Raw genomic sequence first — 24071 nt, forward strand, 5'->3', positions numbered from 1 at the left:
GGAATAAAAACTGAGACAGCGGCGTTTGAGCCCACGTGACCCCCACCGATATCACCAGCCCGCGCCAGCCCCGAAGCGAAAACTCGACGGGCATCCTTTACGGCATCGGCGCCTACGGTCTTTGGGGTCTCCTCCCGCTGTACTTCATGATCCTGCTGCCTGCGACGGCAATCGAGATTGTCGCGAACCGTGTGCTCTGGTCCCTGGTGTTCTGCGCGCTGCTGCTGACCGTGATGAGGTCCTGGCGGACGATGTGGTCCGCCGCGTCGAACCCACGGATCCTCGGCACTCTGGCAATCGCAGCGCTGTTGATCGCTGTGAACTGGTTTGTGTATACCTACGGGGTCACCAACGGCCACGCGATTGAGGCGGCCCTCGGCTACTTCATCAACCCGATCGTGTCCGTGTTGCTCGGCGTCGTCGTGCTGCGGGAGAAGCTCCGCAGGCTGCAGTGGGCGGCGGTCGGCGTTGGCATCATCGCGGTGGTGGTGCTGGCCATCGGCTACGGCAACGTGCCGTGGATTGCTCTGACCCTCGCCTTTTCCTTTGGGTTCTACGGGTTCGTCAAGAAGCGGGTGGGTTCCAAGGTTGGAGCACTGTCCAGCCTGAGTATCGAAACCGCGGTTCTCACCCCGATCGCGGGTGCCGTGATGATCTGGCTGACGGTGTCGGGATCCGCGACAGTGCTCACCGAGGGCCCCGCACACTTCTGGATCATGGCCGCGGCGGGCATCATCACCGCGGTCCCGCTGCTCTTCTTCGGCGCCGCAGCCCGGAGGCTGCCGCTGACCACGATTGGGCTTCTCCAATACCTCGCGCCAGTGCTGCAGTTCCTGTTGGCGCTCTTCGTTTTCCAGGAAGAGATGCCGTTGGAGCGTTGGATCGGGTTCGGGCTGGTCTGGATTGCCCTGTCGATGCTGACCGTCGACATGCTGCACACCGTGCGAAAGAACTCCCGACCGCGCCGCTCCCGTGATGCCACGCCGGTCGAGGAGACCGCCGCGGTCTAGCCCGGTTAAGGCCAGGAACTCCTAGGCTGCCGGAAGGTTCCAGTCCCGCGGCACAACGATCATTGGCACAGGCAACGCCCGTAGCATCTTGTTGGCTGTCGATCCCAGGAACAGTTGGCTGCGCTTCGCGAGCCGGCTCGATCCGACGAAGACGATCTCGCCTGGATCCCACTCGATGTCGTCGATTGCCTGCTCGATGGTACGCCCGTGGGCAACCGTGATGGTGGTTTCGTGGCCTTCGGGAAGCTGCTCCCCCGCCCGAGCCAGCACTGAGTTGGCGTGCCGGTGTGCAAGATTAATTGCTTCACCGGTGTCCGACTGCTCGTTGACGTCCAGCGCCACCAACGAGATCAGGCGCAGCGGCATCCCGCGGCGCGCGGCGGAGTCGACCGCTACATCCAGGACAGCCTCGGCACCCGCACGGGTACCGACGGCGCAGGTGAGTCTGGTCATCCGGTCGCGGTGCCGGTACCCGCGCGGAGCCAACCCGACAGGCACTGGCGACGAGTGCAGGACCGCGTTCGCTACGCTGCCGACGGTGAATCGACGGAGCAGGCCGTTGCCGGCGGCTCCAATGACGATCAGCCCCGCATCGAGGTCATGGGCGACCTCAAGGAGTCCCTCCGCGAAAGAGTCGGCAAGTTTGACGTGCGGCACTACTTCGACGCCCCCTGGAATCCCCTCGATCGCCTCATGCAAAGCGGCAAGGGCCCGGTTGGTGCCGGCGCCTACGCTGCCGTCCTGAGGGCGGTCGAGAACGGTTACCAGATCGATGCTGGCTCCCTGCGTCCGAGCCAGCGAGGTGGCCAACGCCAGCGCGTCACGGCCACGATCATTGTTTGTAAAGCCAACTACATAACGCATACGGCGTGCCTTCCGGATCGGATTCTGACCGGCGCCCGGGGTTACCGCCGCAGATCTGCTCAGGCAACCTTATCGTGGACGGCGGGCACCGAAGTGCCCGCCGTCACACGGCACAGAGGGTTACTGCACCACGTTGGCTGAAGCACTCCCCTGCTTCAGTGTTTCACCGCGGAAGAAACCAGGGTTGACCCGGTACATGATGAACATCAGCACAGCCCCGAGGAGGATGACCCCGGTCCCGAGGATGAACACCAGCCCCACCCCTCCGATGGACGAGCCGGAACCGTAGCCCGGGTCCATCGAGTCGGTGGCTGTCTTCACGAACATGACCAGCAGGATGACGCCGCCGAGCAGCGGCGCGAGGAACTTCAGCCCGAAGTTGCGGGCGCTGCTGAACGCGACAGCCCTGAAATACCAGACGCAGGCCATCGCCGTGATCCCGTAGTAGAAGCAGATCATCATGCCGAGCGCCGTGATGGTGTCATACAGGGCGTTCTCGGATACCACCCTGGTGACTACGTAGAACCCGGCAGCTGCGACCGCGGCGGCGATAGTGGCGTAGCTGGGCGACTTGTAGGTGGGGCTGATCTTGCCGTAGCTGGCAGGCAGTGCGCGGTAGTGACCCATCGACAGCAGGGTGCGGGCAGGTGACACGAAGGTCGACTGCAGGGACGCGGCGGAACTGCTGAGAACTGTCAGGGACATTAGGATGGCGAAGGGGCCCATCACGGGGCCTGCGAGGACCGCAAAAATGCTTCCCTGGTTGTCAACATTTCCGGCGCCGAGTTCGCCGTCACCCACACCTGCATAGGTGAGGGTCGCCAACGCAACCGTCAGGTAGATCACCACAATGACCAGGACGGTGAGGGTTGCTGCCCGGCCGGGAGTACGTTCGGGGTCTTTGGTTTCCTCATTCATGGTCAGGGTGACGTCCCAGCCCCAATAAACGAAGATCGAGAGGGACACACCAGCGGCGAAAGCAGAGAAGGATTCCACCGCAAACGGGTTGAACCAGTCGGGGCTGATGGCCGTCGCGTCGAAGGCTGTCCCATTGGCGACGTGGGCAAAGGCCGCGATGGCGAACCAGCCCAGGACCAACAGCTGGAAGCCGACCAGCACGTACTGCACGGCTTTGGTGGTTTCCATACCGCGGTAGGAAACCCAGCAAGCCAACGCGATGAACACCAGGGTGGTGACGATGTTCAACGGCAGGTTAAGCGTCAGATCGGCCAGCGAGTCGTTTCCGGTCAGCTGGGCGAGCATCAGGTAGAAGAAGTCGACGGCAACAGCTGCCAGGTTCGACAGGACAATAACTGTCGCGGCGATCAGACCCCAACCACCCATCCAGCCGATCCAGGGCCCAAAAGCCCGGGTGGCCCAGGTGAAGGAGGTGCCGGCGTCGGGCATTGAATTGTTCAATTCGCGGTAGCCAAGGGCCACCAGCAGCATCGGGATGAAGCCGACCAGGAAGATGGCAGGCAACTGCACCCCCACCTCTGCAACGGTGGGACCGAGCGCCGCGGTCAGCGTGTACGCGGGAGCGATGCACGATACACCGATCACCACCGCGCCCAACAGGCCGACCGACCCGGAGTTGAGACCTTTCTGGCTGAGTCCGGTGGAGGGATCTTTCGTTGGTATGGTGCTCACTGCTTCACCTCGGTGGATTGAACGTCCTTGCCTTCACCGGCATCGGACCGCTTGGTAACAGACCGCTCCGGCTGGTGCGACTGGTCCTCAACAGCTGTGTAACTTCGTGGCACCACAACCATGGGCACCGTCAATGCTCGAAGGATCTTGTTTGCAGTAACGCCGAGGAACAGGCGGCTGTGCTGCGCCAGACGACTGGAACCGACCAGGAGGACCTCGCCCTCGTCCCAGGCCAGCGCTCCGATCGCTTCCTCGACGGTGGCTCCCTGCGCCACTTCCACGCTGACCTGCCCGCCGGCGGCGAGTGACGACGCCGCCTCGGCGAGACGCGTGTTGGCGTGCTGGTGCGCGGAATCCACCGCGGCGGCGTCCGCTCCCCCATCGGTGCCCGTTGCCGGGTCAAGCGCCACGAGCGAGACCAGCCTGAGTGGGAGTCGACGTCGGGTGGCTGAGTCGACGGCCACCGCGATCACCGCATCCGCACCCTCCCTGGTGCCCACCGCACAGGTGAGCCGGGTGATTGGATCGAGGCGTCGATAGCCCTGGGGTGCCAGGGCCACGGGTACCGGCGATGCATGCAGGAGGGTTCCGGCGACGCTACCGACGTTGAATCGTTTTCGCAGGCCTCGTGAGCTGGCACCGATGATGATCAGCGAAGCGCCCGAATCAACCGCTGCGTCGATGAGCCCGCCCGCCTGCGAATCTGCGCTGATGACGTGCGCGCGGGCGGTTACGTCGTCGGGGATCAGGGCGAGCCCTTCAGCCAGCCATTCCTGCAACTGGGCCGAGAGGATGCTCTCGAACCCTTTTTCTGGTGGATAGACCGCATTGAATGGGGAATGCTCGGGCATCACCATCACCAATTGGAGGTTCGCATCCTGGCGTCGAGCCAGGGCGACGGCGAGGCTGACGGCATCGCGTCCGCGTTCATCTGCTGTGTACCCGACGATGTAGTCCATCGGTCATGCTCCTTCGGTTGCCGAGAGGCCCACGATGTTCCGGGCTGTGATTTGACCCATCCGGACGGCACCTTCGACGTGCTGATAGCCCTCGGCAGCCAGATCCGAGCAGGACCAGTGGATCGGCCCGACGGGGGTGAGCTGGTCAGGGCCATAACGGTGCAGGCCGCCGAGGTCATAGCTGGTGGCGTAGGCGCCCCTGGTCCATTCCTCGGAGCCCCAGTCCGATTCGTAGTACACCTCGGGGGTGAGTGCCTCGGAGCCGAGGAAACCGGCAATGGACTCGAGGATCATCTGCCGACGGGCTTCGGGTGACAGCCTGAACACGGCGTCGGCCTTTTCGTCCGAGACGAAACCGACCAGCGTTCCGCGGGAATCCTCGTGGTTGGTGTTGTCGTACACCTCCTGCACGATCGAGGAGGCACTGAACCCGGTCCCGGAGAGACCATCGGCGCGCCAGAACGGTGTCGCGTAGACGGCATGGACCTTGATGACGAGCCCCAGGGACTGGTGCTGGTGCATCTGATGCTGGCGGCGAGGCAGCGGTGGCTCATAGGACACCCGCGAGTACAGGTTCGGCGGAACCGCCATGATTGCGTAGCGCGCCTTGACGGTGACGGTGTCGGACACCGCGGTGACGCCGCCGCCGTTGCTGCCGCTGCTGTTGTTGCCGCCGTCTTCGTGCCAGCGCAGCGTTCGGACTGGGCTGCTGAGCACGACGTCATCCCCCAGACGATCCGCGAGGCGTTCCGACACCTGCTGCATGCCGCCGACCACCCGCTGGTCAAGGATGAAGTTCTCATCGACCAGGTTGGAGAAGGATCCTGCCGACGCAGCCATCAGCACAGCCTGCAGGGCTGAGAAGGCATGAGCGGGTTTGGTGAGCATTCCGCCAGCGATGAAGAGCCCAATATTGTTGCAGGCTTCCTCGTCGCTGGACTGCTGCCGTAGCCAGTGGTGGAAGGAGATCGTGTCCAGTGCCCGGGCTTCCGGGTGGTTCCACGGGGTTTCCGGGCCGGCCTCTGCTGCGAGGCGGTCCAGCAGTTCGATCAGCCGATTCATTTCCCCTTCAGTGGCGGCCGAGACGGGGAACATGTCTCCGGTGTAACGGGTGCGGGCGCCATCGGCTCCGATGTAGACAGAGTCCCCCTCCCGGTACCTGTCGTAGGTTTCCAGTCCCAGCTCGTCGAGCATTCCTTTGAGAGCGGTCTGGTCTGGGGATACCCATTGGCCCCCAATCTCCAGGAGCGCGCCGTCGATGGTGTCGGTCCAGGTGCGTCCGCCGACCCGGTCTCGTGCCTCCAGGACAGCGACGCTCAGCCCTGCCCTCTTCAACTCCCATGCCGCGGTGAGGCCCGAGGGGCCCGCCCCGATGATTACGACGTCGCGTTCTAGATTCTCCACTGTTACCTTTCAGACAATATGGTCCACGCCACAAAATGAACGCCATTCATTTATTAGGGATACTGTAGCGATAGCCGGCAGTTTTGGAAAGGGCACACCCCGCACTCTCCGGGCTGAGTCAACAGATATGACGTGTTCGGCGACGGAAACTTGTCATTGGTGTTGACTCGATCCGGGCGGGTTCTGGACCCACCGGCAGGGACGACAGCAATGGCGGGGCAGTAGAATGAATCCGCAGCGAAGAGACGGTGAAGGGGCGGTCATGGGAAGTGTGGGAGCGCCGGTCAGCCGCCGTCGGGCGGGTCGTCCGCCGCGCGGACTGCTGTCACGGGACCTCATTACTGATGCAGCACTTGCCCTGATTGCCAGCCAGGGCTACGAGGGTCTCACCATGTCTGCACTAGCCCAGCGCCTGCGAGTGGCGCCGTCGGCCCTGTACAACCACGCTGAATCCAAGCAGGAAGTGCTGCGTTGGGTCGAAGACGAGGTGATGGCGAAGGTGGACTTCAGCGCTTTCGCCGCGGCCCCCTGGGATGAGGCGGTTCGCTCCTGGGCCTGGTCCTACCGCGGTGTCTTCGCAGCTCATGCACCGCTCATCTCGGTCATCGCCATTCTGCCCGTGACAGGCGCACCCGAGACGCTTGCCATGTACGAAGCGGTCACCAAAGGATTCCTCGACGCCGGTTGGCCGGCGGATCGGATTATCCCCGCCATCGTCGCCCTTGAGTCCTTCATCTTCGGATCAGCGTTCGACGTCGCCGCCCCCGAGGACATTTTTGAGTCAGGCAGCCTGGGGCCTGACTACCCTCTATTCACGGCTGCCGTCCGCCTTCGGGGCGGGTCCCAGGCCGACTCAGCCGACGCCGCGTTCACCGTCGGGCTCGAAGCCCTGATCACCGGACTGAAAGCGCAAGTGGCGGGCTGACGCCGTCGAACCCTGCCGCACAGCCCTTGCCCTACGCGCCGAAGCAGTCGTTCCCGCCGTCGTCCCCGCCAAACGCAGCAGAAACCGGCAAACGCGCCATATATTATTGGCGCGCTTGCCGGTTTCTGCGGCGCTGGCGGTTTTCTGCTGCGCTAGCGGGTTACTGCGGCGCAGACCGGGGTCGACGGCGCCGACCCCGGCGCAACAGCGTGTGCTCTACTTGGCGGCGCGGATAGCAGCCTCGAGGACGTCCAGCCCGTCGTTCAGCAGCTCATCACCAATCACTAGCGGCGGGAGCAACCGGACCACATTGCCGTACGTGCCACAGGTCAGGATGATGACACCCTCCTGCAGGCACGCGGCAGCAATGGCCTTCGTCGCATCCGGGTTTGGTGTCTTGGTCCCCGGCTTCACGAACTCGATGGCAAGCATCGCGCCCCGGCCGCGGATCTCACCGATGATCGACTCGGCCCCAAGATCCTCCTGCAGGCCCCGAAGCCGTGACGTTGCCAGCTCCTCGATAGCCTGAGCTCGGGCAACGAGATCCTGTTCCTGCATCGTCTCGATAGCGGCCAACGCGGCAGCGCAGGCCACCGGGTTGCCACCGAAGGTGCCGCCGAGACCGCCGGGGTGAACGGCGTCGAGCAGGTCGGCCCGGCCGGTGATTGCCGAAAGCGGCATGCCGCCGGCGATTCCCTTGGCCATGGTGATGATGTCGGGCACAACGCCCTCGTGGTCGACGGCGAACCAGGCGCCGGTGCGGCAGAAGCCGGACTGCACCTCATCGGCGATGAAGACCACTCCATTGGCCTTGGCCCACTCGGCCAATGCTGGCAGGAATCCTTCGGCGGGGACGATGAAACCGCCCTCCCCCTGGACGGGTTCGATGATGATGGCGGCCAGTGAACTGGCCCCGATCTGCTTCTCCATCATCGTGATGGCGCGCTGAGCCGCTTCAGCCCCGGTGATCGAGGGGTTTTCCTCGCGGAAGGGGTAGCTCATTGGCAGCCGGTAGACCTCGGACGCGAACGGGCCGAAGTCACCCGAGGGCCCACCCTTGTACGGCAGTGACTTGGCGGTCAGGGCCATCGTGAGGTTGGTGCGGCCGTGGTAGGCATGATCGAAGGCGGCGACGGCGGTGCGACCGGTCGCCAGGCGAGCCACCTTGATCGCGTTCTCGACAGCCTCGGCACCCGAGTTGAACAGCACAGTCCGCTTCTCGAAGTCGCCGGGGGTCAGCTCGGCCAGCTTCTCAGCCACCGCAATGTAGCCCTCGTAGGGCGTGACCATGAAGCAGGTGTGGGTGAAGTGCTCCACTTGCTCCTTGACGGCGCCGACGACGGCGGGATCCGACGCGCCAACGCTGGTCACCGCAATGCCGGAGCCGAGGTCGATGAACGAGTTACCGTCGACGTCGTGAATGATGCCGCCGTCGGCGTCGGCAACATACACCGGCACGCTTGAGGCAACGCCCTTGGCCACCACTGCCGCCCGACGAGCGGCAAGCTCGGTGGACTTGGGGCCTGGGAAGTCGGCGATGATCTTGCGCTTTTGCTCGAGCCGGAATTGCGGCTGGATCGCTTGGGTGGTCATAGTGAAACTGCCTTTCTAAACATCAAGCGCGCTCATGACGTGCTTGATCCGGGTGTAGTCCTCAACGCCATACATCGAGAGGTCCTTGCCGTAACCGGAGCTCTTGAAGCCTCCATGCGGCATCTCGGCGGTGAGAAGAATGTGGGTATTGATCCAGACTGCGCCGAAGTCGAGGTCCCGGGACACCCTCATGGCGGTGCCATGATCGGTGGTCCAGATGCTCGACGCCAGCGCGTACTCGACGTCGTTGGCCAGCTCGACCGCCTCGTCCTCGGTAGTGAACTTCTGCACGGTGATGACCGGGCCGAAGGTTTCCTGCTGGACAATGTCGTCGGTCTGGCGGGCACCGGTGACGATGGTCGCCTCGTAGAAGTAGCCCTTGTCCCCGGAGCGCTTGCCCCCAATCTCGACCTTGCAGTGCTCAGGAAGGGCGTCCAACACCGCATTGACCGAATTGAAGTGGTTGATGTTGTTCAGCGGGCCGAAGTAGTTCTGGGAGTCGTCGGCGTTGCCGGTCTTGAGCGTTTCGGTGTGCGCCACCATGGCGGCCACCAGGTCATCGTGGACCGAATCCTGAACCAGCACCCGGGTGATCGCCGTGCAATCCTGGCCCGCATTGAAGAACGAGAACTCAGCGATCGCTGCTGCGGTCTTCTTGATGTCGGCGTCGGCGAAGACGACGGCGGGGGCCTTGCCTCCCAACTCAAGGTGAGCTCGCTTGAGCGACTTCGCCGCTCCGGTGGCGACGGCGATACCGGCGCGGACCGATCCGGTGATTGAGACCAACCCGGGCACGGGATGGTCGACCATCGCGGCCCCGGTTTCCCCGGTGCCCAGCACCACGTTCAACACCCCCGGTGGAAGGATTCCCTGGGTCAGCTTCGCCAACACCAGGGTGGACTCGGGTGTGGTGTCGCTGGGCTTGAGGACCACCGTGTTGCCGGCGGCGAGCGCAGGACCGATCTTCCAGATGGCCATCAGCAGCGGGTAGTTCCAGGGTGCAACCTGGGCGACTACCCCAATGGGCTCGCGACGGATATAGGAGGTGTGGCCCTCGACGTATTCGCCAGCGGACTTCCCTTCCAGCAGGCGAGCGGCGCCGGCGAAGAACCTCAGCTGGTCGGCGCCCACGGCCACTTCCTCGGCGGCAATCAGATCGCGCACCTGCCCGGTGTTGCGGTGCTGCGCATCGACCAGTTCATCGCTGGCCGCCTCAAGCGCGTCGGCGAGCTTCAGCAGCATGAGCTGCCGCTGGCTCGGGGTGACGTGCTTGAACGTCCTGAACGCTTGAGCGGCCGCCGTCATGGCGGCGTCGACATCCGACTTCAGCGATACTGGCGCCCTCGCCACGACCTCGCCATTGGTGGGGTTGACGATGTCGAGCAGCTCGGTGCCGGCCGGTGTGACAAACTCGCCGTTGATAAAGTTTTGGAGGGTGGTTACCACGGTATTCATCCCTTTTCTATGATGGGCTGACGGATCACTGCGGATCCATCACAGCGTAAATCCATTGCTGACCCTACGCCTCCTCTTATTCCCCGGCCTAGGGTGATGCGCACAACAACCTGGGGCGCCTGTCATGCACCCGCACAGTGTCACGGTCCTATAGTTGAGGCATGGCCATCACCCTTCCCACCCTGCTTACGGCCGCCGGCCTCGGTCTCCACACCGTGGGGGCCGCCGTCGTGCCGGACATCCCCATCCAATGGGTCGCGGTAACCGAGCTCGAGGATCCTCTTCCATTCCTCAGCGGCGGCGAGGTGGTGCTGACCACCGGCCTCCGGCAGAAAACGACGACGGCGCAGCGCTCCTTCGTGCGCCGAGTCCATGAGTCGGGGGCGCTGGGGATCGGCTTCGGCACTGGGCTTGGGCACCGGCAGGTCCCCGCCGCACTGGTCGACGAGGCAGATTCCCTGGGGCTGCCCGTGTTCCGCGTCCCCTACGAGACCCCGTTCATCGCCATCGGGAAGATTGTCGCTGACTCACTCTCAGCCGACCACTACTCCAGGCTCGAAAGCCTGTTGAAGGGTCATCAGATTCTCGCGTCGGCCCTGCTCGGGGAGGGTGGCCTCCCCCAATTGCTGCGGGAGCTTGCCACGATGCTCAGCACCGACGTCGTGCTGTCCCAGTACGGCGCCCAGCTGTTCAGTACTGAGACGACCGGAGGAGCCGGGTCTGGCGCCCCCGGCGGCCACTGGCATCGGCTCCCGGTGGCCACCGGCCTGAAAGACCGCTGCACGCTTGCCATCGCGGAGCCTTACAACCCCAACGCCATCGTCGCCTATGCGCAGAGCCTGATCAGCGTCGAGTTGAGCAACCAGGCCCGACGGCGGGCCAGTGAACGCGCAGTGGTTGGGCAGCTCTGCCAGGACGTGGTCCGCGGCACCCTGGCAGGTCCCGACGCCGTCGCGCGCCTGGGTGGCGCCGGCATCGACACCGCACTGCGCCAAGTGGTGGTGATCGTCGAAGTGGCCTCCGGGCAGCGTCGGGCGCTGCGAACCCTGCCGACACCGGCAGGGTTCGCGTCGGGAGTGGAAGCGCTGGTTGACGAGCGGTTGGTCATCGCCGTTCCTGACGGTGATGGACCCGTTCTCAGTCAGCAGATGGGCGCCTACCTCCACGGCGCCGGGCTGACCGCGAAGGTGGGATATGGGGGTGCCTATGCGCAGGCCAGCGGCTTCCGCTGGAGCTATTTCGAGGCGCGGGAATCGTTGACCAGGGGCTTGCCCGTGAACACCCCTGACCGGCTGAGTCTGACCTCCCTGCTAATGGCCAGCGAGGATGTGCCACTCGCCGATCTCGCTGCTGAAGCGTTGGATCCGGTCGTGGCGTTTGACCAGCGCCATCACGCCGAGTTGATGGTGACGCTTGAGCGGTACCTGATGCTGAACGGGTCGGTCGCCGCGGTCGCTGAGGCGTTGCAGCTTCATCGGAACACCGTGCGTTACCGGTTGCAGCAGATCCAGGACCTGAGCGGCTACGACCCGGGAGTCACCGCCGACCGGGTTCACCTGTACCTCGCCCTGAACGTGCGGGGACTCCGATAGCCGGGCAGCGGTGACACGAATTGTCCGAAAAGTGCTGGTCTTTCGTCAGACGGCGTGGTCAAATTACGTCAGCCAGACAGCACCGCTCCCAGCGTCGCGCATCCGGCGGATGCCGCTCAAGGGGGACTTGAGGGCCTTTCTCAAGGAAGAGACGTGGTCTCATGACGCACCGTAATCGACTGATGACCTTCGGCACGTGTGCCGCACTCATCGCTGGTTCTACCTTTCTGGCTGCCTCACCCGCAGTAGCCGCGCCCGCCTCGGCCTCCTGCGTTGCTGCTCAGTCTGCGCTGGGGGCTGCCCTGGACTCCGCGTCAGTGGACATCGGCCTGGCCTACGATCTGAAAACCGCGCTGGCCGCCATCGAGGCCGCTTCCGAGGCACTCGATCAGGCCTGGATAGACGCCGACATCGCAGCAGTTCATGAATACGCAGCGTACGACGCCGCGATTGCGGCCTTTGACACGGCGGCGATGGCCCTGGAAACAACCCAGGCTGCTCTGGACGCGGCACAGACCGCGAAGTTCCTCGCCGATGACCGTGTTGTGGCCGCCGCGCTGGCGCTCGCTGACGTGGCAGACGGCGACGACGTCGCTCGCCTCGCCGCTGAAGCAGAGCTCGCCGCCGCCCGGGCCTTCCAGGTCGAGGCGACAACCGTGCTGGCTGCACGGCAGGCGGAACGGGACACAGCACCCGAGGCATTCGCTGCGGCTGATGAAGCGCTGATGGAAGCACAGCTGGCACTGGAAGATGCGCTCTACACCGAAGCAGTAGTCGCGGCCGAGAACACCTACTACGCCGCAATCGAGACCATCGAAGCAGTTCTTGCCGCTCTGGGCGGCGCCGGCACCGGCACCAGCATCGAAGAGGTCCAGGTGCTGGTGAACGCTGCGCTCGCTGCCTGCGCTGCGCCGGGAACGGGAGAGGGTGCCGGCGAGGACTTCGAGGTGCCGGTTGTCGTTGTCGCACCCACCGCCCCGGCGGCGCCCGGCCCGATCGGCACCGGGACCACTGCGGCAGCCGGGAGGGGTTTGAACATCCAGACCGCAGCTGCTGACCCAGCACCTGACACTGCAGGCGCCCTGACCTTTGGCGGGGCGGCGGGAGCGGCGTTGGTGCTTTTGTCAGGTGCTGGCGTGTGGCTCCGCCGCTCCACCCGGGCCTGAGCATGCGCGGCTGGCGGGGCCTCCCGGCCCGGTGGACCGGTCTGGCGCTGTCTGCTGCCCTGATCGTTGCCGCTACGTCGGTGGCGGGCGAAGCCTCATCTGAACCTGTCACGTTCGACCGCCAGACCGTAGCCGCTGCCTTCGTTCCAGTCCAGCCGGCCGAACCGCCAGCGGCAACGGCAACGGCAACGGCTGCACCATCGGCTCCCGCCCCGGAACCAGCCGCGTCGCCGCCTGGCTGGCTCACTGTGGCGGCCGCAGGGATCGACCAATCAATCCTGCCCCTCACCCCCTCGACGGAGGAGTTTGCATCGCAGTCAATCGTGCCGCCGTTGACTGAGGATGCCTACTGGCTGACATCCTTTGGGACACCCGGGCTGGCGTCGGAAGACACCACCTACATCACCGGCCACAGCTGGGAGGGCCGTGACGCCCCCTTCAACCGACTGAGCACCGACGCCAACGTGGGCGATTCGATTGTGCTCACCACCGAAACGGGTGTTCTCGACTACGTCATCGATTCGGTGACCACCCACGACAAGAACACCCTGAAGGACAGCGAGATCTGGAATATCGTGCCCAACCGTCTGGTGCTGATCACTTGCTACACCGAAGACATTTGGGGCAAAAACGTGGTCATCACGGCCAACCCTGCGGGCAGCGTCTAGAAGTCGTGCCGGTTCAGTACATTGCGGTTACCGCGTCCGGCGTTGCCCGGACGCTTGAGCCGCTGGGCGGACTTGACCGATTCCTTCCGGCTACGGTCCGGACTGCTGCCGATCGCCTTCAGCATGAACAGGACCGGCTGACTTACCGTGCGGCTCACGCCGTGTTCCGGCTCATGGCGGCTCAGCTGCTCGGCGCAACCCCGTCGGAGGCCCCCGCGCTGCCGGTAACACGCTCCTGCCGGATCTGCGGCTCGGGCCTGCATGGCAAACCGGCCATCAAGGGAGTGGAGCTGAGCCTGTCCCGTTCCGCGGGCTCACTCCTGGTGGCCTCGGCTCCCGCCGGGCACCCCATCGGTGCCGATATCGAGCACATCCCCGACGCCGTCTTCGACGGGTTCGACGCCTATGCCCTCTCGGTTCCGGAGCGGGAACAGCTCCGGGCCGACGACGTCGATGCGCGGCTCCGGCTGTGGGTCGCCAAGGAGGCGGTACTGAAAGCAACCGGGCATGGGCTCAGCATCGAGCCCTCCACCTTTTCCATCGCAGGCAATTCCTGCACGGGACTGGCCGCCGCGGAGCACCTGAAACTGACCTGGGTCAGCCCACCTGTTGGGTATGCTGCGGCGATCGCTGCGCCCGCCGCTTCGGAACTGGCCGCAACGGAGCTGGTCCAGTTGACGATGCTCCAGTTGGTGTAGCCGAGCAGGAACCAGGTGACCTGCGCGCGCCCAGCTATTTACCGGTCGCGTGGTCGAGGCAGTACGGTGTCCACGGCCGGGCTTCAAGGCGTCCACCCGCAATCATTTGGCCGCAGCTGGCACACACGCCGTAGGTGCCGGCGTCGAGCCTTGCCAGCGCGGCTTCAATCTCTTCGGCCCTGCCTCGTGCGTCCCGGGCCAGAGCTGACATCTGTGAAAGTTCAGCGGCGATGGTGGTCCCCTCGGGGTCGTGTTCGTCGTCGACGTTTGAATTGTCCCGGGCCGCGCTGACCGAGCGGCTATCGGCATCCAGTGCGGCGAAACTCGCGCGGGTGCGGGCGAGCTCCGCGCGCAGACGCGGACGGTAAGGCTCAAAGTCTGTCTCGGCTGCCATGGCGCAATAGTACGGTGTCACCGGCCCCGGTCGACGACGGGACGGGCGAGTGATTCGGTTGTCAACCCACCCGGGTGGAGCTCCATCTGGTAGTCCAGTCCCCATGGAAAGGGAGAGCAGTCGACCACCGCTAATATTTGCGGGAGATCAGGACCTGTTCAATTCTTCGGAGTCGACCAGCGAATCGTCTATCCTAATAACTGCCGGCGTCCCGCTACCTGGGATTGCCGCTCGGCTGAGAACCGCCCGGCCAGCTGGCGGCGCGGCAAGAACGACAGGGACTTATGGTTGAGCGGTGCATTTCCACAGCAAACAGCAACGGTGCGACCCTGTGCACCCCGTACCTTACGGAACTCCCGATCACTGGTGCTGCCATCTCGGTTTTCGGCGGAGCCGTTCAGGAAACGATCTGCTGCAGTGATGACATTGCGCGCAGGCTCGATGAGTTGCAGTTCGAACTTGGGGAGGGTCCCCGCTGGGAAGCAGCCTCAAGTCGAGTCCCGGTACTGATCCCGGATACCGCAGAAAACTTGCACACCCGGTGGCCTGTTTTCGGTAACGCGGTCCGTGCCACAGAGGTGAAGGCGATGTTCGTCTTTCCCCTTGTTCTTGGCGCGATCGATATTGGAGTCGTCGAGCTGTACCGGACGAACCCAGGCAAGCTCAGCGGAGCGAACGCTGCGGCGGCAGCAGTCCTCACCGATCAAACCTCGTGGAGGTTGCTGCGTCGGATGTTGTCCAGGGAACCCGGCCACGACGAATCGTTTGGGGGCAATGACGACACCTCACTATCGCGCCGCGAGATTCACCAAGCCACCGGAATGGTCCTGGCGCAGGCGAACATCACAGCCACTGACGCTCTCCTTCTGTTGCGGGGATACGCCTTCGCCGAGGGGCTCCAATTAAAAGAGGTAGCAGCTGCGGTTATCGAACGCCGGCTGGACTTTACGCCGAAACCTCAATAGCGGAGTAAACTCTATTCATGGTGACTTCGACCCGCGCAGAACGCGTCAGCGCTGCTTTCGTAAAGATCGCTGACACGCTGGTCGACGACTACGACGTTCTTGATCTTCTCCATGCTCTCGTGGAGGAGTCGATCGACATTCTCAACGCGACTGCGGCCGGGCTATTGCTCGTGGACCAGCACGGCGAGCTCCAGGTCCTGGCGTCCACCAGCGAGGAAAGCCAGCTGGTCGAGGTACTGCAGCGCGAAGCTGGCGCTGGACCCTGCGTCGAGGCTTTCCAGACCGGAAAAGTTGTCACGGTTGACAATATTGCCGACCTCGGTGACCGTTGGCCCGATTTCAAGCAGGCAGCCCTGTCGCAGGGATTTCGTTCGGTACATGCCATCCCCATGCGGATACGAGGCAGGACAATCGGTGCCCTCAACCTTTTTGGTGTGAATGCTGGCGCACTGTCCGTGGAAGATGCAGCGATTGGGCAGGCACTCGCCGACGTTGCCACGATCAGTATTCTGCAGGAGCGCGCGGTACGCGAAGCCGGGGTCATCAATGATCAGCTCCAGCGCGCCCTGACCAGCAGGATCCTGATTGAACAAGCCAAGGGCGTGGTGGCCCAGTTGAGCAATGTCGATATGCATGAATCGTTTACCCGGATCCGCAACCATGCCCGCCGGAACCACCTCACGTTGCACGACACGGCGACCCAGATTGTCGATCGGTCGTTGTCGCTGTAGCCAGCCCGTAGCAGTCGCAGGTAGGCCCCAGGCAGGCGTCAGGCAGGCATAGTGCACTTTAACTGAAAATGCGTTGTCAGGTTGCCGTCAGTTTGCCGATGTACCTATCCGACTCACTGACCGCGGTTTAGCTACCATATGGTCACCTTCCAAGCGTCGTTTGACTGTCTCAGAACTCATTACTCATATACCTCCCCGAAATACCGACGATCTTGAGGATTCGCTGCGCTGCCTCAGCTTGTGAGTTGGAACCGGATGAGTAAAGAACGTCCAGAGGGAAGAACCTTTTCGCAGCGAGAGATGTTAAAAGAAATCTGCCCCGTCCGGATACTTCCATGGAATGTTTTTCCACTCAACACGGCGCCGGGGTCTGGGGCAGTACATTCACTCTAGACCCTTGCAGGCAGCGCGTCTATGGCTGCTGAGGTCTATCTGCTTCCACAGTTTCGGGGGCTGCCATTGTCCGGCGGATATCGTCGAACACCGCCCGCGACTCACGCAGCCAGGGGAGCCCCACAAATACGTGGAAGGCACCCGGGTACCGGTTGAACGCTATGACGCGGCCGGCGTCTCGCATCACCCGATCGAACGCGATGGCGTCTGCCATGCAGATGTCCCGGCTCCCCTGATAGAGCGTCACGGGCGGGAGCTCAGCCAATGCGGCGGGCGGGGCGAAGATCGGGCTCAGCAGCTGATGTTTGGGGTCCTCGCCTGCCGCCCACCATTTTCCCGCCTCGACTGCGCCTGGAACCGCAAGCATGGGATCGACCCGGTCGTACTGCGGAATGGCTGGGTTTGTGCCTGTGACGTCCAGCCAGGGCGAGAAGAGGATCAGGTGGCCGGGCTGGGGCAGGCCGAGGGCCGCGAAGTGCAAGGCCTGGCCGACCGCCAACCCGCCGCCCGCCGAATCCCCGGCCAGGACGACGTCGTCGGCGCTCGTTGTTGAGAGCACCAGTTCGTAGACGGCGGCGAGGTAGTCGTAGGTTTCCCTGAAGCTGTGTTCGGGCGCCAACCGGTAGAGCGGCACGGTCACCGTTGCCCCGGTGGCCCTGATGAGCGCTGCAATGATCCACCAGTGCGGGCGGGCCAGTTCGTTGATGTAGGTCCCACCATGGGTGTAGATGATGTGGCGTCCGGGGCCCGCCGACCGGGGACGCAGGGTGAGGGTGCGGACGCCGTCAACCGCCAGCTCCTCGACGGTGCAAAGCCGCCGCAGGGCTCGGGGCAACGGCGCCGGAGTGGGGTAGGCGCGCTGCAGGTACCGGGCCCGCATCCATTCGAGCGAGTTGTAGTGCCGTTTCGTCGAAGTCCAACCCAGCAAGGCGTTGACGACTCTCATGGGTGCGCTCGCTGCAGGTTCGGCGGCCGACTGGGGGGTAGGGCTCATAAGCTCAACTTTGCCACGAGCCCGGCCCCGGGCAGGCCTCGGAGCTCGCCCTGATTCTGGCGCTGGGGTCTGGCGCTGGGGTCTGGCGCTGGGGTCTGGCGCTGGGGTGCGCCGGTCCATAGGGTATGAGGATGGCTAACCCATCGCACACCAGCCTCCAGCACAGCTGGCAGGGCGAGGACGACCCCGGCCGGCTGGACACGGCCACCATCAACCTCGAATCCGACCGGCTTACCGCTCACGGCACCTCCAGGACCACAGATTATGCGGTGAGCTGGGCGCTCGCCACGACGTCGGGATGGGTGACCCAGCGGCTCACCGTCACCGTCCATGGCCAGGGGTGGAGCCGTCACCTGGAACTGGTGAGATCGGAGGACGGCCACTGGTCCAGCGATACGCAGAGCTCCGGTGCCGTCGATCTCCCCCCGCCCGGGATCACGGATCCCGATGGACTGGCCGCTGCGCTGGATTGCGATCTGGGCTTGTGCCCGGTGACCAACACGATGCCGATCCTCCGACTCAACCTGGTCTCGGACGACGACGCGCCGGCAGACGAAACCGAACTCACCATGGCGTGGGTTGAGGTGCCGAGCCTGCGGGTAATCCCCAGCGCTCAGGTGTACAGCCATGTGCGGCCGGCGCGACCCGACAGTCCTGCGATGGTGTTGTATAGCTCCGGCAACCGCGGATTCACTGCCGAGCTGACTGTCGACGACGACGGCGTGGTGGTCGACTACCCCGGCCTGGCCCGGCGGATACGCTAGCTCCAATCAGTCGGGGCAACGCCATTTGACTCCACATTGGGAGCCTGTGCTGGGTAAACTCAGACTGGCCGGGATTGCAGCTGGCACGGACCAACCACGCGCACCCCGGACAGTGAGGAACCCATGACCAACGCCGTCGACGTTGCCCTGATGATCGATTTACTTGGGGTCTTCTTCTTCGCGGTGTCCGGCTCTCTCCTTGCCGCACGCAAAGGCTTTGATCTGGTGGGTTCCCTGCTGCTGGCCTCCCTTGCCGGATTGGGCGGCGGGGTGGCTCGGGACCTGATCATCGATACGGTCCCTGCGGCCTTCTCCAATCCCTTCTACTTGCTCCCGCCGGTGCTCGCGACCCTGCTGGTGTATTTCCTTTTCTCCGGCGTCGAACGGGTCAGCAACCTGCTGGTGGTGTTCGACGCCGCCGGCCTGGGCCTGTTCTGCATCACCGGCACGGTGAAAGCGCTGGAGTTCGGGCTTCACCCGGTGGCGGGTATCCTCCTCGGCGTGACCACGGCGGTTGGCGGTGGCCTGCTCCGTGACGTGGTGGCCAATGAGGTGCCCCAACTCTTCGATCCCCGGGACATTTACGCGCTTCCGGCCATGCTCGGGGCCGGTCTGACCACCCTGCTGGTCAGCAACGGCTGGTTCAATGTGGCGACCGGCGGCGTCGTCGCTGCATTGGTCTTCACCCTCCGGGTCCTCGCATGGCGCTTCAGCTGGCGAGCGCCGCTGGCAGTCCTGGGCTGGAAGCGCTCGGGCACTGCATAAGCCACCGCACTGTGGGGGCTAGGATGGATGTATCCCCCAATCCCACCCCTGGAGTTTCAATTGACTGAGCTATTCCTGGACAAATTCCGTGCCCTGGTTCCGGCGTACTTCGATGACCAGTGGTCGGCGGAAGATGGCCTGTCGAAGGAAGAACTTCAGGACCTCATGGAGGACCAGGATTTCGATCTTCCCCTCGCTCTGCGCGACTTCTACCTTGCCGTCGGGGCCGTCGAAGACATCATGGAGGCGTACCACTTCTTCTGGGATCCCGATGAGCTCACGATCGAGGACGGACACCTGCTTTTCCTCGAAGACGAAGAGGAAAAGTACACCTGGGGTATCAGGGTGGATCAGTTGGATGTTCCCGATCCCATCATTTGGCGTCGGAACAACGCCCGCGGCACCTGGAAGAGTGAAGAGGGCACGTTCAGCGAATACGTTCTCGACATGTTCGAGTGGGTGTTCGAGGAAGACGCGGTCGAGGAGTGACCGAGTGGGTGCGGCATGCTCCTGACAATTACCGGTGCCCCTTCTGCGACCTCGCCGCCGGGGATTTCGCAAACCCAAAAAACCTGTGCGAGCCCGGCGACCTGATCTACTCAGACGACCTGGTGTTGGCGTTCATTGCCTCCCACGGCTTCGACCCGCAACCCGGCCATGTGTTGGTGACTCCCCGGGCCCACTTCGAGTTGCTCTATGAGCTGCCCGACGACGTCGCCGCCCGCATCATGATCGTCACCCGCGACATGGCGGTCGCCATCAAGCGGGCCTGGTCACCTGACGGCATCTCCACCCGCCAGCATAATGAGCCGGCCGGCAGCCAACATGTCTGGCACTATCACCAGCATGTGCTCCCCCGCTGGCACGACGACGGTTTCTACTTCACCCCGAAGCGACCCGTGGTTGATCCTGCGGTGCGGGCCAGGAAGGCAGCCGAGCTGCGCGCCTGCCTGTAGCGTGCACATCCGAGAAGGAGTCCCACGATGGAACTGATGAGATTGGGCGAGCCCGGCCGGGAAATCCCTGCGGTGCGCCAGGACGGGGAAACCTATGACCTGCGCGGACTAACCGCCGACATTACCGGCGTGTTCCTCGGGGAGGACGGCATCGGCCGGGTGCGTGATGCATTGGCTGCCGGCACCCTGCCACCGCTTGAGGGGGCCGCAGCGATGCGGGTGGGAGCTCCGCTGACGGGTATTGGCGCCGTCGTCTGCGTGGGCCAGAACTATGCGGCGCACGCAGCCGAGACCGGCGACCAGCCGCCCAAGGCCCCGATCATCTTCTTCAAGCATCCCAATACGGTCGTCGGGCCGAACGACGACGTCGTCATCCCGCCGGGCGCCCAGAAAGTTGATTGGGAGGTGGAGCTTGCCGTGGTCATCGGCAAGCGGGCGTCCTACCTGTCCAGCGTCGAGGAGGCCCTCGACTGTATCGCCGGGTTCACGATCAGCAACGATGTCTCGGAACGCGACTACCAGATCGGGCACTCGGGAGGCCAGTGGTCCAAGGGCAAGTGCGCGCCGACCTTCAACCCGATGGGACCAGCCTTGGTGCCGGTCGCCGATGTCGCGGATCCGCAGGCACTCCGGCTCTACTCAACCGTCAACGGTGACCCCAGACAGGATTCCACGACAGCTGACATGGTGTTCAGCGTCGCCGAGATCATTCACAACCTCTCCCAGTACATGGCCCTGGATCCCGGAGACGTGGTGAACACCGGCACCCCCGAGGGTGTTGCCCTGTCCGGCCGTTTCCCCTATCTGGCGGCCGGAGACATTATGACGATCGGCATTGACGGTCTGGGCGAGCAGCGCCAACGCGTCGTCGGGTCCTGATTGGCGCAGGTCAGGTCGACAAGAGGAGCCGGGGCTAGACGTCCCGGGTGACGACGGCCTGTGCGAAAGCGGTCAGGGCCTGCTTGACGATGCTTTCCGGCAGTGGTTCGAGGGCGGCGACGGCGTCGTCGGCCCACTGCTGAGCGACCTTCCAGGCGTCCTGGGTTGCCGGGTGGGTACTGACGGCAGCGACGGCGGTAGCGAGCGACTCGTCCGAGGTGAGGTCCCCATCGACCAGGTCGACAACATGGGCGGCCGAAGCGTCCCCGGCAGCAGCGGCCTGGCGGATCAGCAGAATCGGCAGCGTCGGGACGCCCTCGCGCAGGTCGGTGCCTGGTGACTTGCCGGAAGTGACCTTGACGCCAGTGACGTCGATGACGTCGTCGGCGAGCTGGAACGCCACCCCCACCTTCTCGCCGTAGGACAGCATGACGTCGATGACCGACTGCGAGGCCTGGCCGAACAGCGCGCCGAGCTGACCCGACGCCGCAACCAGCGACCCGGTCTTGTCTGCGATGACCGACAGGTAGTGCTCCACCGGATCTTCGTCCTCGCGGGGCCCGACCGTCTCGTGAAGCTGTCCCAGGCAGAGCCGTTCAAAGGTCCGCGCCTGGATCCCCAGGGCCCGGCCGCCCAGCTCCGACACCAGGATGGAGGCACGGGCGAAAATCAGGTCACCGGTCAGGATGGCTACCGAGTTGCCCCACACCTCGTGGGCCGTCGGCGCACCACGACGGTACGGCGCCGAGTCCATGACGTCGTCGTGATAGAGCGTGGCCAGGTGAGTCAGTTCGACGACGACGGCGGCCTGCACCACCTCGGGGCGGCTGGCATCCCCGAGGTGCGACGCCAGAATGGTCAACAGCGGCCGGATGCGTTTGCCGCCCGCTTCAACGAGGTGGCGGCTGGTCGCATCGGCGAGCGGATCGGAGCTGGCGATGGCTTCCCGGAGCTGCTTCTCGACCTTGGCCAGGCAGGTGGTGACCGCGGGCCCAAGGTGAGGATCCTCTGCGATCAAGGCAAATCCGGGCGGAAGCCGCAGACCGGTAGCAATGGCTCCGGTGGCAGTGTCGAGCTCGGCGCCATCGGACAGCGAGTGTCCAGCACGGGTCCAGCCGGGGTTCGCAGATTCTGTCACTGTCTAAGACTAACTAGTAGAGCGCGTGGAACTGGCATGCGTCCGCGCGCGCGGATGGGATTGGTTGCTGACGGCCGGCACCAGCTGCTCCAGCAGGTGAATGACGCGGTCCTCGAAACCTTTGCCACCGGAGTCGGTCAGGTTGGCGAGCATCCGCACCACAAAGCGCATCAGCACCGGGATCGGCATGCCGGTCCGCAACGCCAACCGCAGAATGGCCGGCTTGCCGATCAGCTGAGCGAAGATGGTGCCGAGGGTAAAGTGGCTCCCCCACAGCCCTCTGATGTGTGGCGCGTAACCGGCCAGGACCTGATCGCGGCCCAGGGTCGAGCCGACCTGTTCGGCGTTGATGATGAACTCGGCAGCGTACCGGGCCGACTCCATCGCGTAGGAGATACCCTCACCGTTGAACGGGGACACCATTCCACCGGCATCGCCGAGCAGCAGCATCCCCGGACTGTAGTGGGGTGTCCGGTTGAAGCCCATGGGCAGGGCGGCCCCGCGGATCTCGCCGACCTGCTGCTCGGAAACGAAACCCCACTCAGCGGGCATCCCGGCGGTCCAGTCCCGCAGCACCTGCTTGTAATCCAGCTTGCCGAACTCGGCAGAGGAATTGAGGATGCCCAGGCCCACATTGGACGTGCCATCCCCCACACCGAAGACCCAGCCGTAGCCGGGAAGCGGCTTGCCGGTCGCATCGGGGAGCTCGAGCCACCCTTCCATCCAGGGGTCCTCATGGCGCGGACTGGTGAAGTAGGTGCGTACCGCGACGCCGAGCGGGCGATCATCGCGCTTCGCCAAGCCCAGGCTGACGGCCGTCCGGGTCGAGTTGCCATCGGCAGCCAGGACCGTGTCAGCGTGAAACTGCCGGGTCTCCCCCGTCTTACGCCCGGACGAGTCCAGAATATTGACGACGACGCCGGTCACCCGGCCGGCGTCGTTGCGGATCGCCCTGGTGACGGAGTGACCCTCAAGGATGACGGCGCCCGCCGCGCGAGCGTGTTCGGCTAGTTGTTCATCGAATCCGAACCGGGTGCGGACCAGCCCGTAATCGGGGAAGTCGGTTAGCTCCGGCCAGGGCACCTCGACGGTGCGGCCGCCGGCTTTGAGCCGCAGCCCGACGTTGCGGCGCCATCCCGCCGTCTCCTCATGAGGCAGGCCGAGCAGCTGGATCTCACGGACTGCGCGGGGCGTGAACCCGTCCCCGCAGACCTTCTCACGCGGGAAGACCGATTTTTCCACCACTGTCACGTCTACCCCGGCACGCGCCAGGTAGTAGGCGGCGGTTGAGCCAGCGGGGCCAGCCCCGACAATCAGTACCGACACTTAGTGTGCTGGCCGCGTGCTGCGGCGGCTGAGGCGCGCCTGTGCGGGTGCTGTAGCAGTGTCAGCGGGCTTGGTCGCGCGATGGACGGCGACGATACCGCCATTGAGATTGCGGTAGGCCACGTCCTGCCACCCGGCATCAGTGAGCCAGCCAGCCAGTGCATCCTGATCCGGCCAGGCCCTGATGGATTCCGCGAGATACACGTAGGCGGTCGGGTTCGAACTGACCTTCGTCGCAATCGCGGGCAATGCCCGCATCAGGTACTCCGTGTACATGGTGCGCCACAGTCGAACGGTTGGTTGTGAGAACTCGGCGATCACCAGTTTTCCGCCGGGCTTGGTGACGCGCAGCATCTCCGCGAGCGCCTGCTGCGGACGGTGCACGTTACGGAGCCCGAAGGAGATGGTCGTCGCGTCAAAGGAGTTGTCGGCAAACGGCAGATCGGTGGCATCACCGGCAATGAAATCAATGTCCGGGCGACGGCGTTTGCCGACCCGCAACATGCCGAGGGAGAAATCGCAGGCGACGACGTACACCCCGTTGTCTGCGTAGGGCTCGCTGGAGGTGCCGGTTCCGGCGGCCAGGTCGAGCACCTTTTGGCCCTTCGCGGCTCCTACCGCATCCACCACAATGCGACGCCAGCGGTGGGTCTGTCCGAGGGACAGGACGTCGTTGACCACGTCGTATTTGGGCGCCACGTCGTCAAACATGGCTGCAACTTCTTCGGGACGCTTTTCCAGTGATGCACGGTTCACCCTTGTATTGTCTCAAACAATTGACA

The 24071-nt window shown here is 64.3% G+C and carries 24 protein-coding genes; 13 read left to right on the top strand and 11 right to left on the bottom strand.

Annotated features, from left to right (window positions below; all coding sequences use genetic code 11):
* Positions 1–35: 35 nt before the first annotated feature.
* Positions 36–1010 carry an EamA family transporter RarD gene (gene rarD, locus ACX80T_RS05190; protein WP_019481786.1) on the top strand — a complete coding sequence of 325 codons (975 nt, stop codon included), beginning with the start codon at positions 36–38 and terminating at the stop codon, positions 1008–1010.
* A 21-nt stretch (positions 1011–1031) separates the two neighbouring features.
* On the opposite strand, the gene ACX80T_RS05195 is transcribed toward rarD, so the two are convergent.
* The 4 genes from ACX80T_RS05195 to ACX80T_RS05210 all read right to left on the bottom strand — a co-directional run bounded on the left by ACX80T_RS05195 (position 1032) and on the right by ACX80T_RS05210 (position 5887).
* A complete protein-coding gene (locus tag ACX80T_RS05195; protein WP_019481787.1) occupies positions 1032–1874 on the bottom strand; it encodes a universal stress protein in 843 nt (280 codons plus the stop codon).
* Positions 1875–1994: 120 nt separating this feature from the next.
* Positions 1995–3524 carry an APC family permease gene (locus tag ACX80T_RS05200; protein WP_116779109.1) on the bottom strand — a complete coding sequence of 510 codons (1530 nt, stop codon included), beginning with the start codon at positions 3522–3524 and terminating at the stop codon, positions 1995–1997.
* Positions 3521–4483 (bottom strand): universal stress protein, encoded by a 963-nt coding sequence (locus ACX80T_RS05205; RefSeq protein ID WP_019481789.1) that lies wholly within the window; start codon positions 4481–4483, stop codon positions 3521–3523. The genes ACX80T_RS05200 and ACX80T_RS05205 overlap by 4 nt, the downstream gene beginning before the upstream one ends.
* A 3-nt stretch (positions 4484–4486) precedes the next feature.
* On the bottom strand, positions 4487–5887 hold the full coding sequence (locus ACX80T_RS05210) for a flavin monoamine oxidase family protein (protein ID WP_116779108.1): 1401 nt from the start codon (positions 5885–5887) through the stop codon (positions 4487–4489).
* Between the two features lie 262 nt (positions 5888–6149).
* Between ACX80T_RS05210 and ACX80T_RS05215 the strand changes: the two genes are divergently transcribed.
* A complete protein-coding gene (locus ACX80T_RS05215; RefSeq protein ID WP_019481791.1) occupies positions 6150–6812 on the top strand; it encodes a TetR/AcrR family transcriptional regulator C-terminal domain-containing protein in 663 nt (220 codons plus the stop codon).
* 216 nt (positions 6813–7028) lie between these two features.
* Here the strand turns inward: ACX80T_RS05215 and gabT are convergent, their stop codons facing one another.
* Both gabT and ACX80T_RS05225 read right to left on the bottom strand, forming a co-directional pair.
* Positions 7029–8405 carry a 4-aminobutyrate--2-oxoglutarate transaminase gene (gene gabT, locus ACX80T_RS05220; RefSeq protein WP_019481792.1) on the bottom strand — a complete coding sequence of 459 codons (1377 nt, stop codon included), beginning with the start codon at positions 8403–8405 and terminating at the stop codon, positions 7029–7031.
* Positions 8406–8420: 15 nt separating this feature from the next.
* Complete coding sequence (locus tag ACX80T_RS05225; RefSeq protein WP_459303895.1) at positions 8421–9860, bottom strand: gamma-aminobutyraldehyde dehydrogenase; 1440 nt, start codon at positions 9858–9860, stop codon at positions 8421–8423.
* A 161-nt stretch (positions 9861–10021) separates the two neighbouring features.
* Here ACX80T_RS05225 and ACX80T_RS05230 point away from each other — a divergent pair, with 161 nt between their 5' ends.
* The 4 genes from ACX80T_RS05230 to ACX80T_RS05245 all read left to right on the top strand — a co-directional run bounded on the left by ACX80T_RS05230 (position 10022) and on the right by ACX80T_RS05245 (position 13984).
* Positions 10022–11452 (top strand): PucR family transcriptional regulator, encoded by a 1431-nt coding sequence (locus tag ACX80T_RS05230; protein ID WP_459303896.1) that lies wholly within the window; start codon positions 10022–10024, stop codon positions 11450–11452.
* Positions 11453–11613: 161 nt separating this feature from the next.
* Entirely contained in the window at positions 11614–12618 is a 1005-nt protein-coding gene (locus tag ACX80T_RS05235) for a hypothetical protein (RefSeq protein WP_459303897.1), read from the top strand.
* The gene (locus tag ACX80T_RS05240) at positions 12591–13286 is read left to right on the top strand and encodes a class F sortase (protein ID WP_459303898.1); all 696 of its coding nucleotides are present in this window, start codon (positions 12591–12593) and stop codon (positions 13284–13286) included. The genes ACX80T_RS05235 and ACX80T_RS05240 overlap by 28 nt, the downstream gene beginning before the upstream one ends.
* A gap of 5 nt (positions 13287–13291) precedes the next feature.
* Positions 13292–13984 (top strand): 4'-phosphopantetheinyl transferase family protein, encoded by a 693-nt coding sequence (locus ACX80T_RS05245; RefSeq protein ID WP_459303899.1) that lies wholly within the window; start codon positions 13292–13294, stop codon positions 13982–13984.
* A 34-nt stretch (positions 13985–14018) separates the two neighbouring features.
* Here ACX80T_RS05245 and ACX80T_RS05250 read toward each other — a convergent pair whose 3' ends face one another.
* Entirely contained in the window at positions 14019–14378 is a 360-nt protein-coding gene (locus tag ACX80T_RS05250) for a TraR/DksA family transcriptional regulator (RefSeq protein ID WP_116779101.1), read from the bottom strand.
* Between the two features lie 587 nt (positions 14379–14965).
* On the opposite strand from ACX80T_RS05250, the gene ACX80T_RS05255 reads away from it, so the two are divergent.
* Both ACX80T_RS05255 and ACX80T_RS05260 read left to right on the top strand, forming a co-directional pair.
* Positions 14966–15343 carry an ANTAR domain-containing protein gene (locus ACX80T_RS05255; protein WP_459303900.1) on the top strand — a complete coding sequence of 126 codons (378 nt, stop codon included), beginning with the start codon at positions 14966–14968 and terminating at the stop codon, positions 15341–15343.
* 17 nt (positions 15344–15360) lie between these two features.
* Positions 15361–16074: a GAF and ANTAR domain-containing protein gene (locus ACX80T_RS05260; protein WP_116779099.1), complete on the top strand. Its 714-nt coding sequence runs from the start codon at positions 15361–15363 to the stop codon at positions 16072–16074.
* A 412-nt stretch (positions 16075–16486) separates the two neighbouring features.
* Here ACX80T_RS05260 and ACX80T_RS05265 read toward each other — a convergent pair whose 3' ends face one another.
* Positions 16487–17461: an alpha/beta hydrolase gene (locus tag ACX80T_RS05265; protein WP_459303901.1), complete on the bottom strand. Its 975-nt coding sequence runs from the start codon at positions 17459–17461 to the stop codon at positions 16487–16489.
* Between the two features lie 131 nt (positions 17462–17592).
* Between ACX80T_RS05265 and ACX80T_RS05270 the strand changes: the two genes are divergently transcribed.
* The 5 genes from ACX80T_RS05270 to ACX80T_RS05290 all read left to right on the top strand — a co-directional run bounded on the left by ACX80T_RS05270 (position 17593) and on the right by ACX80T_RS05290 (position 20825).
* Positions 17593–18225 carry a putative glycolipid-binding domain-containing protein gene (locus ACX80T_RS05270; protein WP_459303902.1) on the top strand — a complete coding sequence of 211 codons (633 nt, stop codon included), beginning with the start codon at positions 17593–17595 and terminating at the stop codon, positions 18223–18225.
* Positions 18226–18348: 123 nt separating this feature from the next.
* Positions 18349–18990: a trimeric intracellular cation channel family protein gene (locus tag ACX80T_RS05275; RefSeq protein ID WP_459303903.1), complete on the top strand. Its 642-nt coding sequence runs from the start codon at positions 18349–18351 to the stop codon at positions 18988–18990.
* Positions 18991–19050: 60 nt separating this feature from the next.
* Positions 19051–19479: a hypothetical protein gene (locus tag ACX80T_RS05280; protein WP_019481804.1), complete on the top strand. Its 429-nt coding sequence runs from the start codon at positions 19051–19053 to the stop codon at positions 19477–19479.
* Positions 19476–19946 carry an HIT family protein gene (locus ACX80T_RS05285; RefSeq protein WP_116779009.1) on the top strand — a complete coding sequence of 157 codons (471 nt, stop codon included), beginning with the start codon at positions 19476–19478 and terminating at the stop codon, positions 19944–19946. The genes ACX80T_RS05280 and ACX80T_RS05285 overlap by 4 nt, the downstream gene beginning before the upstream one ends.
* A gap of 27 nt (positions 19947–19973) precedes the next feature.
* Entirely contained in the window at positions 19974–20825 is an 852-nt protein-coding gene (locus tag ACX80T_RS05290; RefSeq protein WP_459303904.1) for a fumarylacetoacetate hydrolase family protein, read from the top strand.
* Positions 20826–20859: 34 nt separating this feature from the next.
* On the opposite strand, the gene ACX80T_RS05295 is transcribed toward ACX80T_RS05290, so the two are convergent.
* Genes ACX80T_RS05295 through ACX80T_RS05305 form a run of 3 tightly spaced genes read right to left on the bottom strand, consistent with a single transcriptional unit; the run spans position 20860 to position 24045 of the window.
* On the bottom strand, positions 20860–21963 hold the full coding sequence (locus ACX80T_RS05295; protein WP_459303905.1) for a polyprenyl synthetase family protein: 1104 nt from the start codon (positions 21961–21963) through the stop codon (positions 20860–20862).
* A 9-nt stretch (positions 21964–21972) separates the two neighbouring features.
* Positions 21973–23289, bottom strand: a complete 1317-nt coding sequence (locus tag ACX80T_RS05300; protein WP_459303906.1) for a geranylgeranyl reductase family protein — start codon at positions 23287–23289, stop codon at positions 21973–21975.
* Entirely contained in the window at positions 23290–24045 is a 756-nt protein-coding gene (locus tag ACX80T_RS05305; RefSeq protein ID WP_459303907.1) for a demethylmenaquinone methyltransferase, read from the bottom strand.
* Positions 24046–24071: the final 26 nt, after the last annotated feature.

Source organism: Arthrobacter sp. Sr33 (genome assembly GCF_054511195.1).